Source organism: Enterobacter cloacae complex sp. P2B (assembly GCF_014895985.1).
Classification (GTDB): Bacteria; Pseudomonadota; Gammaproteobacteria; order Enterobacterales; family Enterobacteriaceae; genus Enterobacter; species Enterobacter bugandensis.
In genome coordinates, this window is record NZ_JADBQQ010000017.1 from 161,150 (window position 1) to 173,959 (window position 12,810).

Here is a 12,810-nt window from a genome sequence, read left to right on the forward strand (position 1 = left end):
TGTTTTTCGCCCGGTGGCGTGATGCTTACCGGGCTTTTTATTGAGTAAAAATCGTGAATACACTCGAACACACCATCGGCAACACCCCTCTGGTCAAACTTCAGCGCATGGGATGTGCCAACGGCAGCGAAATCTGGGTCAAACTCGAAGGCAACAACCCGGCAGGGTCGGTGAAAGACCGTGCGGCGCTGTCGATGATTGTCCAGGCCGAGAAACGCGGTGAAATTAAGCCAGGCGATGTGCTGATTGAAGCCACCAGCGGCAACACCGGTATCGCGCTGGCAATGATTGCGGCGCTGAAAGGCTACCGCATGAAGCTGCTGATGCCGGACAACATGAGCCAGGAGCGCCGCGCCGCGATGCGCGCCTACGGGGCCGAGCTGATTCTGGTGACCAAAGAGCAGGGGATGGAAGGGGCGCGCGACTTAGCGTTAGCGATGGCCGAGCGCGGCGAAGGTAAACTGCTCGATCAGTTCAATAACCCGGACAACCCGTACGCGCACTACACCACCACCGGGCCGGAAATCTGGCAGCAAACCGGCGGGCGCATCACCCATTTTGTCTCCAGCATGGGCACCACCGGCACCATTACCGGCGTGTCGCGTTTTTTGCGCGAGCAGGAGAAACCGGTCACCATTGTTGGTCTGCAGCCGGAAGAGGGGAGCAGTATTCCGGGCATTCGCCGCTGGCCTGCGGAGTATATGCCGGGCATCTTTAATGCGCAGCTGGTGGATCGGGTGCTGGATATTCATCAGCGCGAGGCGGAGAATACCATGCGTGAACTGGCCGTGCGTGAAGGCATCTTCTGCGGGGTCAGCTCGGGGGGCGCGGTAGCGGGGGCGTTGCGCGTGGCGCAGGCAAATCCCGGTGCGGTCGTGGTGGCGATTATCTGCGATCGCGGCGATCGCTATTTGTCTACCGGCGTCTTTGGTGAAGAGAGTTATTCGCAGGGGGCGGGGATTTAAGCGTCATGGAGATGATTCTATTCCGGGATAACACCCGGGCGCAGCAAACCGACATTGTCGCGGTGCAGTCGCAGGTGGTTTACGGCAGCGTGGGGAACAGCATTGCTGTGCCAAATATTCGTACCCACCGGCTGAACGTGACCGCCGTGCCGACGGTGCTGTTTAGCAACACGCCGCACTACGACACCTTCTACGGCGGGGTGATCCCCGACGAGTGGTTCAGCGGCTACCTGAAGGCGCTGGAAGAGCGCGAGATCCTGCGCGAGCTTAAAGCGGTCACTACCGGCTATATGGGCAGCGCCAGCCAGATCGCGCTGCTGGCGCAGTGGCTGAGGGCGGTCAAAGCGCAGCATCCTGACCTGCTGGTGCTGGTCGACCCGGTTATCGGCGATATCGACAGCGGAATGTACGTGAAGCCGGATATCCCGGAAGCGTACCGGGAACACCTGCTGCCGCTGGCGCAGGGGATTACGCCAAACGTCTATGAACTGGAAGTGTTAAGCGGTAAGCCGTGCCGGACGCCGGAAAGCGCTATTGCCGCCGCGCAGGGGTTGCTTTCTGACACTCTGAAATGGGTGGCGATCACCAGCGCGCCGGTGGCCGATGACCCGCAAAACATCCACGTGGTGCTGGTGACGCGTGAGGGCGTGACCGTCAGCGCGCATCCGCGCGTAGAAACCGATCTGAAAGGGACGGGGGATCTGTTCTGTTCAGAACTGGTGAGCGGAATTGTTGAGGGGAAAACCGTTGCCGACGCCATTCGCATGGCCGGCGATCGGGTGACTGACGTGATGCTTTATACCCAGTCGAAAGGCTACGACGAGCTTATCCTCCCTGCATAAACAAAAATGGCGCCCGAAGGCGCCATTTTTCTGTGCGGCAAGAATTACTTCTTGATGCGGATAACCGGGGTTTCGCCCACGGTGACGCTGCCAGACAGTTTGATCAGTTCTTTGATTTCGTCCATGTTGGAGATAACAACCGGCGTCAGGGTAGACTTGGCTTTTTCTTCCAGCAGTGGCAGATCGAATTCAATCACCGGGTCGCCAACTTTAACACGCTGGCCTTCTTCCGCGATACGCTTGAAGCCTTCGCCTTTCAGTTCAACGGTGTCGATACCGAAGTGAACGAACAGTTCGATACCGCTATCAGATTCGATAGAGAACGCATGGTTGGTTTCAAAAATTTTACCGATGGTGCCGTCAACTGGAGCAACCATTTTGTTGCCAGTTGGTTTGATAGCAATGCCATCACCAACGATTTTCTCAGCAAACACTACATCCGGCACGTCTTCGATGTTGACGATCTCGCCGGAGAGCGGAGCAACAATCTCAATAGTTCCGGAGTCTTTCTTATCATCAGAAACCAGAGATTTCAGTTTATCGAACAAACCCATGATCTTCTCCTAAGCAGTAATTTGGGCCGCATCTCGTGGATTAGCAGATTGTTTTTTCTTCAATGAACTTGTTAACCAGCGTCATTAACTCGTCCGTTGTCGGTTGAGCAAGAGCCTGCTCTGCTAACACCTTCGCATCTTCGAAGTTCGTGTTACGGATAATCTTCTTAATGCGCGGGATGGAAATGGCGCTCATAGAGAATTCGTCCAGACCCATACCCAGCAACAGAAGTGTAGCACGTTCGTCGCCTGCAAGCTCACCACACATGCCAGTCCATTTACCTTCTGCATGAGAAGCATCAATAACTTGCTTGATCAAGTTCAGTACGGACGGTGACATTGGCTGGTAGAGATGTGAAATCATATCATTACCACGGTCAACTGCCAGGGTGTACTGCGTTAAATCATTGGTACCGATACTAAAGAAATCAACTTCTTTGGCTAAATGACGCGCAATGGTCGCCGCTGCTGGTGTTTCCACCATCACGCCGATCTCAATTGACTCGTCAAATGCTTTACCTTCGTCGCGCAGTTCCTGTTTGTAGATTTCAATCTCTTTCTTCAGTGCACGCACTTCTTCAACAGAGATGATCATCGGGAACATGATGCGCAGCTTACCGAAAGCGGAGGCACGCAGGATAGCGCGAACCTGGTCACGCAGGATCTCTTTACGATCCATCGCGATACGCACGGCACGCCAGCCCAGGAACGGGTTCTCTTCTTTCGGGAAGTTCATGTACGGCAGCTCTTTGTCGCCACCGATGTCCATGGTACGGACGATAACCGCCTGTGAGCCACACGCTTCTGCGACGGCTTTATACGCAGCAAACTGCTCTTCTTCCGTAGGCAGCGCGTCGCGGTCCATGAACAGGAATTCTGTACGATAGAGACCAACACCTTCCGCACCGTTGCGCTCAGCGCCATCAACGTCGCGTACGGTACCGATGTTTGCGCACACTTCTACCTGATGGCCGTCCAGGGTGATGGCTGGCAGGTCTTTCAGCTTAGCGAGTTCCGCTTTTTCAGTCGCAACCTGCTCCTGAACCGCGCGCAGTTTTTCGATCTCTTCGTTAGTTGGGTTGACGTAAACCAGATTGTTTACGGCATCCAGAATCAGATAGTCGCCGTTTTTCACCTGAGAGGTGACGCTACCGGTGCCCACGATGGCAGGCAGTTCCAGAGAACGCGCCATGATTGAGGTGTGGGAGGTACGGCCACCCGCGTCGGTGATGAAACCGAGAACCTTTTTCAGGTTCAGCTGTGCGGTTTCAGACGGGGTGAGGTCAGCGGCAACCAGGATCACTTCATCCTGAATCGCGCTCAGGTCGATAATGGCCAGGCCCAGGATGTTGCGCAGCAGGCGCTTACCGATGTCACGTACGTCAGCCGCACGCTCTTTCAGGTATTCATCATCCAGCTCTTCCAGGGCAGTTGCCTGACCTTCGATAACTTCATGCGCAGCCGCGTCGGCCGTCATGCCTTTATCTTTAATCAGGGCTATGATTTCCTGCTCCAGCTCCTCATCTTCGAGCAGCATGATATGCCCTTCGAAGATGGCTTCTTTTTCTTCACCGAAAGTTTCGCCAGCTTTAGTTTTGATCGCTTCCAGTTGCGCAGATGCCTTGGCACGACCGCTCAGAAAACGTTCAACTTCCTGATCAACCTTGTCGGCAGAAATTTTTTTCCGGTCGATGACGATCTCGTCTTCTTTCAGCAGCAGTGCTTTGCCGAAAGCGATACCCGGGGATGCTAAAATGCCTGAAATCATAACCCTACCTTACTTGTGACTGATATTTAAAAGAACCCGGAAACTTACTCGAGCTCAGCCATCAGTTTAACCAGATGCTCAACTGCTTTCTGCTCGTCTTCACCTTCAGCAGAGATGGTAACAACGGTGCCCTGAGTCAGGCCCAGAGTCTGCAGTTTGAACAGGCTTTTTGCGCTAGCGCTTTTGCCGTTGGAAGTTACAGTGATTTCAGAAGTGAAGCCTTTCGCTTCTTTAACAAACTGAGCAGCAGGGCGGGTGTGCAGACCGTTCGGAGCGGTAATGGTAACTTCTTGCTGGAACATTGTATTTCCCCAACTTATAGGTTTAGTGTTGTGGAACTAAAGTCTAGCCTGGCGGCTTAACTTTAGCCTGTATTGTTAGCGCTGACGTTTCAATCGTCATTAAACATTATGCAGCGAAAGGAAGACTTGAACCAAATCATAAAATCGATTCAGCAAGGGTATTTCGTTCACTGATTAATTTCACGCTTCAAAATAATTGCTGGTTTAAATACCAGACACATCGGGGTGAAGCAATGCCAGGAGGGGCAAAAGTCTGAAGCAGGTCACAAAAAAGCACCCGAAAAGGTGCTTTTTTACGCGTTATTAACATACTGGCACTACTGTTGCAGCTCTTTTTCCGTGAACAGATCGGCAAACAGCGCGGTGCTCAAGTAACGCTCACCCGAGGAAGGAAGGATAACCACAATATTCTTATTGGTAAAGGCTTCATCTTCCTGAAGTTTGAGCGCTGCCGCAACGGCCGCACCGGAAGAGATACCCGCCAGAATGCCTTCTTCATCCATCAGACGACGCGCGGTAGAGATGGCTTCTTCGTTCGTGATGGCAACGACTTTATCGATCAGCTTCAGATCCAGGTTACCCGGAATGAAGCCAGCGCCAATCCCCTGAATTTTATGCGGGCCGGGCTTCAGCTCTTCCCCCGCCAGCGCCTGGGTGATAACCGGTGAGTCAGTCGGCTCAACGGCAACGGTAATCAGGTCATTTTTACCCTTTGTGCCTTTAATATAGCGTGACACGCCGGTCAGCGTACCGCCGGTACCCACGCCGGAGATAAAGACGTCAACCTGGCCGTCGGTATCTTCCCAGATTTCCGGGCCGGTGGTCTTCTCGTGAATTTCCGGGTTAGCCGGGTTGCTGAACTGCTGCAGCAGCAGGTATTTCGCCGGATCGCTGGCCACAATCTCTTCGGCTTTCTGAATGGCACCCTTCATGCCCTTCGCGCCTTCGGTCAGCACCAGGTTCGCGCCCAGCGCTTTCAGCAGCTTACGACGCTCGATGCTCATGGTTTCAGGCATGGTCAGCGTGAGCTTGTAGCCGCGCGCGGCAGCAACATAGGCCAGTGCGATCCCGGTATTGCCGCTGGTCGGTTCTACCAGCTCAACGCCAGGTTTCAGTACGCCACGTTTTTCAGCATCCCAAATCATGTTTGCACCGATACGGCATTTTACGCTGAAGCTCGGGTTACGTGATTCGACCTTCGCCAGGATGCGTCCATTACCGATACGGTTCAGTCGAACCAGGGGCGTATGACCGATAGTCAGCGAGTTGTCTTCATAAATCTTACTCATGGCCTGTCCTTAACTGTATGAAATTGGGATACCAACCCAGCATACCTGCTAAGCAGGTAGGGGGAAGTAAGGAATTCGCATATCTATATACTGCAAGGAAATAATGGGGATCAGTATGGAATAAGGGGCGGCATAAGCCACCCCTGTTTTACACATTTTTGCATTATTTCCATAACGCGTGCTTAGCACGGTAGCAGTCCACCCACATTGCCGTTGCGCCGCAAACGGCAACCGGCATGATGAACAGATTCAGGACTGGAATCAGGGTAAACAGGCTGGTCAGCGCCCCAAACTGCATATTGGCAACCTTCTGGCTGCGCAGGGCGGTGCGCATCTCTTTAAACGGCACCTTGTGGTTATCAAACGGATAGTCGCAGTACTGGATGGCCAGCATCCAGGCGCTGAAGAGGAACCACAGCACCGGTGCCACCGTCTGGCCAATGCCGGGCACAAAATAGAGGATAAGCAGCACAATCGCGCGGGGCAGGTACCAGGCAAACTTCTGCCACTCGCGCTTCATAATGCGAGGGAGATCTTTCATGATCCCCCATATGCCGGTGTCCGGCGGTGTTGCACCGGTAAGGCGCGCTTCCAGCTGTTCCGCCAGCAAACCGTTAAACGGTGCGGCTATCCAGTTTGCAATCGTTGAGAAGAAGTAGCCAAACACCAGCAGCACGGAAATCACCGCCACCGGCCATAGCAGGTAGTTAAGCCACTGCAGCCAGTCTGGCACATGGCTCATCAGCGACGGGATCCAGCTCTCCAGCTTTGTGAACAGCCACCAGAACGCGCCGCCCATCAGAATAATGTTGATCAACAGCGGCAGAATGACGAAGCGTCGAATCCCCGGCAGGGAGACCAGTTTCCAGCCCTGAGAAAAATACCAGACGCCGCTGCGCGTGGGGGAAGAAGATGTTGAAACCATAGTCAGGCTGTACTCCTTTTTACACAACCAGTGGAATTGCCCGCCTATATTATCCACTTACGAACCAATGACCAGTTCGGAAATGTTCGAAAAACCAGCAAAAAGCACGATTTCCTTCATCTTTATGCTGTGAATGCTCTGCACACACTTGCACTTGACGTAAACGGCAAATACTCTTAGTGAGTAAATGTTTGCCGTGGTGGCAAGGTGTTAGAACAACAGAGAATATAATGATGCAGGATTTGCGTCTGATATTAATCATTGTTGGCGCGATCGCCATAATCGCTTTACTGGTACATGGTTTCTGGACCAGCCGTAAAGAGCGTTCCTCGATGTTTCGCGATCGCCCACTGAAGCGCATGAAGTCCAGTCGTGATGATGATGACACTGAAGATGACATCACCGGTAGCGACGACGACGGCGTGGGTGAAGTTCGTGTTCATCGGGTCAATACTGCGCCCGGCGCGGCTCATGGGGAGCATGAAGCCCCCCGCGCTCCGCAGCACCAGTATCAACCGCCGTATGCCTCTGCCCAGCCGCGCCAGCCAGCGCCGCAGCCAGTGGAAGAACCTGTACGTCAGCCGCCGCAACCGCCTGTCCAACAGCAGCCCGCTGCGCCACAGCCGGTTCAACAGCAACCTGTGCAGCAGCCCGTGCAACAGCAACCTGCTCAGCAGCCGCAGCAGCCTGTTCATGTACAGCCTGCGCCGCAGCCCGCTCCGGCTCCGCACGTTGAGCCAGAGCCGGTCGCCGAGCCTGAACCGGTTGTTGAAAAGCCGCAGCGTAAGGAAGCGGTGATCATCATGAACGTGGCCGCGCATCACGGCAGCCATCTCAACGGTGACGTGTTGCTCAACAGTATTCAACAGGCAGGCTTCAAGTTTGGCGATATGAATATTTTCCATCGCCACCTGAGCCCTGACGGTAGTGGTCCGGCGCTGTTTAGCCTGGCCAATATGGTCAACCCAGGCACCTTTGACCCGGAAATGACCGGTGATTTCGTGACGCCAGGTGTCACTATCTTTATGCAGGTGCCGTCCTACGGCGACGAGCTGCAAAACTTCAAGCTGATGCTGCAGTCCGCTCAGCACATCGCTGATGAAGTGGGTGGTGTGGTGCTCGACGATCAGCGTCGAATGATGACCCCGCAGAAGCTGCGCGAGTATCAGGACCGCATCCGCGAAGTAAAGGAAGCCAACGCGTAATTGTCGCGTTTACTTCAACTCCTCCTCAACCCCCGCCTGTCGGGGGTTTTTTCTCATTGATGGTGCGATATGGACTCAATCGAACAACAACTCACTGAACTGCGAACCACGCTTCGCCATCATGAATATCTCTATCATGTTATGGACGCACCGGAAGTGCCGGATGCGGAGTATGACCGGCTGATGCGCGAGCTGCGCGAGCTGGAGGCGCAGCACCCGGAACTGATTACGCCAGATTCTCCGACCCAGCGCGTCGGCGCCGAGCCGCTGGGGGCTTTCAGCCAGGTGCGTCACGAAGTGCCGATGCTGTCGCTGGACAACGTCTTTGATGAAGAGAGCTTCCTCGCGTTTAACAAGCGCGTGCAGGACCGTCTGAAAAGCAGCGATTCCCTCACCTGGTGCTGCGAGCTGAAGCTCGACGGCCTGGCGGTCAGTCTTCTCTATGAAAACGGCGTGCTGGTGCGTGCCGCCACGCGTGGCGACGGTACGACGGGTGAAGACATCACCACCAACGTGCGAACCATCCGCGCGATCCCGCTGAAGCTGCAGGGAGACAACATTCCCGCGCGTCTGGAAGTGCGCGGCGAGGTGTTCCTGCCGCAGGCGGGATTCGAGAAAATTAACGAAGAGGCGCGTCGCACCGGCGGGAAAGTGTTTGCTAACCCGCGTAACGCGGCGGCAGGCTCTCTGCGCCAGCTTGACCCGCGCATCACCGCGAAGCGACCGCTTACTTTCTTCTGCTACGGCGTCGGTATTCTGGAAGGTGGTGAGTTACCGGATACGCACCTCGGGCGTCTGCTGCAGTTTAAAGCCTGGGGCCTGCCGGTGAGCAACCGCGTTCAGCTCTGCGACTCGCCGGAAGCGGTGCTGGCGTTCTACCACAAAGTGGAAGAGGACCGTCCGACGCTCGGCTTTGATATCGATGGCGTTGTCATCAAGGTCAATTCGCTGGCGCTGCAGGAGCAGCTGGGCTTTGTGGCGCGTGCACCGCGCTGGGCGGTGGCGTTTAAATTCCCTGCCCAGGAGCAGATGACCTTTGTCCGCGACGTGGAGTTTCAGGTGGGCCGTACGGGCGCTATTACCCCGGTCGCTCGACTGGAGCCGGTGCAGGTCGCAGGCGTGCTGGTGAGTAACGCTACGCTGCACAACGCCGATGAAATCGAACGCCTCGGCCTGCGCATCGGTGACAAAGTGGTGATTCGCCGCGCGGGCGATGTTATCCCGCAGGTGGTGAACGTTGTTGAGTCAGAACGTCCTGATGATACGCGCGAGGTCGTTTTCCCGACCCACTGCCCGGTATGCGGCTCTGACGTAGAGCGTGTGGAAGGCGAAGCGGTGGCCCGCTGTACGGGCGGCCTGATCTGCGGCGCGCAGCGTAAAGAGTCGCTTAAGCACTTTGTTTCCCGTCGCGCAATGGACGTTGACGGCATGGGCGACAAGATTATCGATCAGCTGGTTGAGAAAGAGTATGTCCATACGCCAGCGGATCTGTTCAGGCTCACGGCGGGCAAACTGACCGGTCTGGATCGCATGGGGCCGAAGTCAGCCCAGAACGTGGTTAACGCGCTGGAAGCAGCGAAAGAGACGACCTTCGCCCGCTTCCTGTACGCGCTGGGCATTCGTGAAGTCGGCGAAGCGACGGCGGCAGGTTTAGCCGCGTACTTTGGTACGCTGGAGGCGCTGGAAAAGGCAAGCATCGACGAGCTGCAGAAAGTGCCGGACGTCGGCATCGTCGTCGCCACGCACGTCTTTAACTTCTTTGCCGAAGAGAGCAACCGCGAGGTCATCGGCAAGCTGCTGGAAGAGGGCATTAAATGGCCTGCGCCGGTGGTGGTCAACGCCGAAGAAATTGATAGCCCATTTGCCGGTAAAACCGTGGTGCTAACCGGTAGCCTTAGCCAGCTTTCACGCGACGATGCAAAAGCGCGTCTGGTGGCGCTGGGGGCCAAAGTGGCGGGCAGCGTGTCGAAGAAAACCGACCTGGTGATTGCCGGCGAAGCTGCGGGTTCGAAGCTGGCGAAAGCCCAGGAGCTCGGCATTGAGGTTATCGACGAAGCGGAAATGATGCGCCTGTTAGGAGAGTAACGTGGAGAAAGAGCAGCTCGTTGAGATCGCCAATACGGAAATGCCGTTCGGTAAATATAAGGGCCGCAGGCTGATCGATTTGCCGGAGGAGTACCTGCTGTGGTTCGCCCGCAAGGACGAATTCCCCGCCGGGCGTCTGGGCGAGCTGATGGCTATCACGTTACTGATCAAAACCGAGGGGCTGACCCAGCTGGTGCAGCCCCTGAAGCGTCCTTAAGCCTTCGCGGCGCGGGTCTCTTCCTGCGCCAGCTTTTCCGTCTGGCGCTTGTAGCGACGCGCCAGCACCGCGCAGACCATCAGCTGGATCTGATGGAAAATCATCAGCGGCAGCACCATCATCCCGATCACCGAGGTGGGGAACAGAATGTTCGCCATCGGGATGCCGTTCGCCAGGCTCTTTTTGGAGCCGCAGAAGACGATAGTGATCTCATCGGCTTTGCTGAAGCCGCATTTGCGCGCCACAAAAACGTTCACCGCAATGACAATTGCCAGCAGAACGAGGCTGACCACCACGATAAACAGCAGCGAGCCTGCGCCCACCTTATGCCAGATCCCGTTTACGACCGCTTCGCTGAAGGCGGAATAGACCACCAGCAGAATCGACGACTGGTCGGTTTTGGAGATCCATTTCTTATGCTTCGCCACGAACGCCCCGGTCCACGGACGCGAGAGATGGCCCAGGACAAACGGCAGCAGCAGCTGCAGGCAGATTTTGCCGACTTGCTCAAGGTTACCTTCCGCGCCGTGCATGTTCATCAGCAGGCCCACCAGCAGCGGGGAGACGAATATCCCTAACAGGCTGGATGCCGAAGCGGAGCAGACCGCGGCTGCAACGTTCCCTCCGGCAAGAGAGGTAAAGGCAATGGCAGACTGCACGGTGGCCGGGAGAATACAGAGATACAGGAAACCGGTGTAGAGCGCCGGATCGACGTTAACCGGTGCCCACCAGGCAAACAGCACCCCGAGGATCGGGAACAGAATAAACGTGCTGCACATCACCCAGAGGTGCAGTCGCCAGTGGCTACCGCCAGCGATAATCGCTTCGCGGGAGAGCTTTGCGCCGTGCATAAAGAACAGCAGTGCGATGGCGGCTGTCGTCAGTCCCTCAAAAAGAGGGACGAAACCGCCGCGAGCAGGGAAGAACGAGGCCAGTAAAACGGTGGCCACCAGGGTAAGTGTAAACGGATCAAGAATACGAAATAGTTTCATAATGACTCCTGAAAACAGATGTCGCTATTGTGCTTTTTTCCATTTGAGAAATAAAATTGATTTATTGCATCCATTCATGAATTAAACAGATGAATTATTCCCTACGCCAGCTTCGCATTTTCGTCACCGTCGCCCATGCCCGCAGCTTTAGCCGGGCAGGTGAAATGATCGGCCTGAGCCAGTCGGCGGTCAGCCACAGCGTGAAGGAGCTGGAAAACCAGACCGGCGTTAGATTGCTTGACCGCACCACTCGCGAAGTGGTCCTGACCGAAGCCGGGCAGCAGCTGGCCCTGCGTCTTGAACGGCTGCTTGATGAGCTGAACAGCACGCTCAGAGACGTGGGGAGGCTGGGGCAGCAGCTGTCGGGCACCGTGCGGGTTGCGGCCAGCCAGACGATATCCGCGCACCTTATCCCGCAATGTATTGCTGAGGGTAACCATCGCTATCCTGATATTGATTTTGTCCTGCATGACAGACCGCAGCAGTGGGTGCTGGAGAGCATCCGCCAGGGGGATGTGGATTTTGGTATTGTGATCGATCCTGGCCAGGTGAGCGATCTGGAATGCGAAAGCGTTCTTTCTGAACCTTTTTTACTGCTCTGTCGTGACGACGACCCGCTGGCAGCGTTGCTCGAGGTCAGCTGGCAGTCCCTGCAGGGGGCGAACCTGGTTTTACAGGATTATGCCTCAGGCAGCCGCCCGCTGATTGATTCCGCGCTGGTGAATCAGGGCGTTAAGGCAACGATCGTGCAGGAGATTGGTCATCCGGCCACGCTGTTTCCGATGGTGGAAGCCGGAATTGGCATCAGCGTGTTGCCCGCTCTGGCGCTTCCCCTGCCGCAGGGAAGCCAGCTGGCGGTGAGGCGGCTGACGCCCGTTGTCGAACGAAAGCTGATGCTGGTGCGGCGAAAAAATCGTTCGCTCTCGGGTGCGGCGCAGGCCATCTGGGAAGTGGTGCGTATCCAGGCACAACGATTAACCGAGGCCCGCATACGCGATCCACTGTTTAACGCATCAGACGATTAGATGTAGATATCAATCTGATTAGTGTCTGACGGGCTATTCACGCCTTCTACTTTGCCCAGTTTTTGATCCTGCTTCTTCTGAGCTTCTTCGGCCTGCTGGCGCTGCAGTGCGGCGAGCTGCGCCTGCAGCACTTTGATCTGGGTCTGAATCAGTTCCTGCTGCTTCTTCTTCTCATCTGCACTGCCGGGGCTGTTTGCCAGCTCTTTTAACTGCTGGGTCAGCTTTTTGATCTTGTCGAGAATGCGGGTGATTTGCGCAGAGACATCGTTACTGCTCGAAGAGCCACTCGCGCCGCTGGTTTGAATCTGTTGGGTTGAAGCCTGAATGGTCGTCATACTTTTTCCTCGCGTTATAAAACAGAGGTATCGGCACCGACGGGATTAGCTTGAGGAAAATGCGGCAGGTTCACATTTTTATATCGCAGATAGCAAAAAAGCGCCTTTAGGGCGCTTTTTTACATTGGTGGGTCGTGCAGGATGACTCGCTTCGCTCGCCCTTCGGGCCGTCGCCGTAAACGGCTCCGGTGCCTCACTGCGTTCGGCTCGAACCTGCTGCAGGTTCGAATCATCCAGATCGCAGATAGCAAAAAAGCGCCTTTAGGGCGCTTTTTTACATTGGTGGGTCGTGCAGGATTACTAGCT

At 55.6% G+C, this 12,810-nt stretch carries 13 protein-coding genes and 1 other RNA gene; 6 read left to right on the forward strand and 8 right to left on the reverse strand.

Annotation, left to right across the window (positions count from 1 at the left end; genetic code table 11):
- Positions 1-53: 53 nt before the first annotated feature.
- Both cysM and pdxK read left to right on the forward strand, forming a co-directional pair.
- Positions 54-965 (forward strand): cysteine synthase CysM, encoded by a 912-nt coding sequence (gene cysM / locus IM313_RS15795; protein WP_028013998.1) that lies wholly within the window; start codon positions 54-56, stop codon positions 963-965.
- Positions 966-970: 5 nt separating this feature from the next.
- Positions 971-1,807: a pyridoxine/pyridoxal/pyridoxamine kinase gene (gene pdxK / locus IM313_RS15800; protein WP_028013997.1), complete on the forward strand. Its 837-nt coding sequence runs from the start codon at positions 971-973 to the stop codon at positions 1,805-1,807.
- A 44-nt stretch (positions 1,808-1,851) separates the two neighbouring features.
- Here pdxK and crr read toward each other — a convergent pair whose 3' ends face one another.
- The 5 genes from crr to cysZ all read right to left on the reverse strand — a co-directional run bounded on the left by crr (position 1,852) and on the right by cysZ (position 6,645).
- Positions 1,852-2,361, reverse strand: coding sequence for a PTS glucose transporter subunit IIA (gene crr / locus IM313_RS15805; protein ID WP_003861316.1), 510 nt, complete (start codon positions 2,359-2,361; stop codon positions 1,852-1,854).
- Between the two features lie 40 nt (positions 2,362-2,401).
- Complete coding sequence (ptsI, locus tag IM313_RS15810) at positions 2,402-4,129, reverse strand: phosphoenolpyruvate-protein phosphotransferase PtsI (protein WP_008501604.1); 1,728 nt, start codon at positions 4,127-4,129, stop codon at positions 2,402-2,404.
- Between the two features lie 44 nt (positions 4,130-4,173).
- Positions 4,174-4,431 (reverse strand): phosphocarrier protein Hpr, encoded by a 258-nt coding sequence (gene ptsH / locus IM313_RS15815; RefSeq protein ID WP_000487600.1) that lies wholly within the window; start codon positions 4,429-4,431, stop codon positions 4,174-4,176.
- Positions 4,432-4,748: 317 nt separating this feature from the next.
- Positions 4,749-5,720, reverse strand: a complete 972-nt coding sequence (gene cysK, locus IM313_RS15820) for a cysteine synthase A (RefSeq protein ID WP_192971228.1) — start codon at positions 5,718-5,720, stop codon at positions 4,749-4,751.
- 163 nt (positions 5,721-5,883) lie between these two features.
- Positions 5,884-6,645 (reverse strand): sulfate transporter CysZ, encoded by a 762-nt coding sequence (cysZ, locus tag IM313_RS15825; protein WP_192971229.1) that lies wholly within the window; start codon positions 6,643-6,645, stop codon positions 5,884-5,886.
- A gap of 230 nt (positions 6,646-6,875) precedes the next feature.
- Between cysZ and zipA the strand changes: the two genes are divergently transcribed.
- The 3 genes from zipA to IM313_RS15840 all read left to right on the forward strand — a co-directional run bounded on the left by zipA (position 6,876) and on the right by IM313_RS15840 (position 10,152).
- Positions 6,876-7,850 (forward strand): cell division protein ZipA, encoded by a 975-nt coding sequence (gene zipA, locus IM313_RS15830; RefSeq protein ID WP_048999323.1) that lies wholly within the window; start codon positions 6,876-6,878, stop codon positions 7,848-7,850.
- 69 nt (positions 7,851-7,919) lie between these two features.
- Complete coding sequence (gene ligA, locus IM313_RS15835; protein WP_028013993.1) at positions 7,920-9,935, forward strand: NAD-dependent DNA ligase LigA; 2,016 nt, start codon at positions 7,920-7,922, stop codon at positions 9,933-9,935.
- A gap of 1 nt (position 9,936) precedes the next feature.
- Entirely contained in the window at positions 9,937-10,152 is a 216-nt protein-coding gene (locus IM313_RS15840; protein ID WP_003861328.1) for a DUF3820 family protein, read from the forward strand.
- On the opposite strand, the gene IM313_RS15845 is transcribed toward IM313_RS15840, so the two are convergent.
- Positions 10,149-11,144, reverse strand: a complete 996-nt coding sequence (locus IM313_RS15845) for a bile acid:sodium symporter family protein (RefSeq protein ID WP_192971230.1) — start codon at positions 11,142-11,144, stop codon at positions 10,149-10,151. The genes IM313_RS15840 and IM313_RS15845 overlap by 4 nt on opposite strands.
- An 89-nt stretch (positions 11,145-11,233) precedes the next feature.
- Here IM313_RS15845 and IM313_RS15850 point away from each other — a divergent pair, with 89 nt between their 5' ends.
- Positions 11,234-12,169 carry a LysR family transcriptional regulator gene (locus IM313_RS15850; RefSeq protein ID WP_192971231.1) on the forward strand — a complete coding sequence of 312 codons (936 nt, stop codon included), beginning with the start codon at positions 11,234-11,236 and terminating at the stop codon, positions 12,167-12,169.
- Here the strand turns inward: IM313_RS15850 and IM313_RS15855 are convergent.
- Together IM313_RS15855 and IM313_RS15860 are read right to left on the reverse strand one after the other, a co-directional pair.
- On the reverse strand, positions 12,166-12,504 hold the full coding sequence (locus IM313_RS15855) for a FlxA-like family protein (protein ID WP_192971232.1): 339 nt from the start codon (positions 12,502-12,504) through the stop codon (positions 12,166-12,168). The two genes, IM313_RS15850 and IM313_RS15855, sit on opposite strands and share 4 nt — an antisense overlap.
- A 125-nt stretch (positions 12,505-12,629) precedes the next feature.
- Positions 12,630-12,758, reverse strand: a non-coding RNA gene (locus IM313_RS15860) — RtT sRNA.
- Between the last annotated feature and the right edge of the window lie 52 nt (positions 12,759-12,810).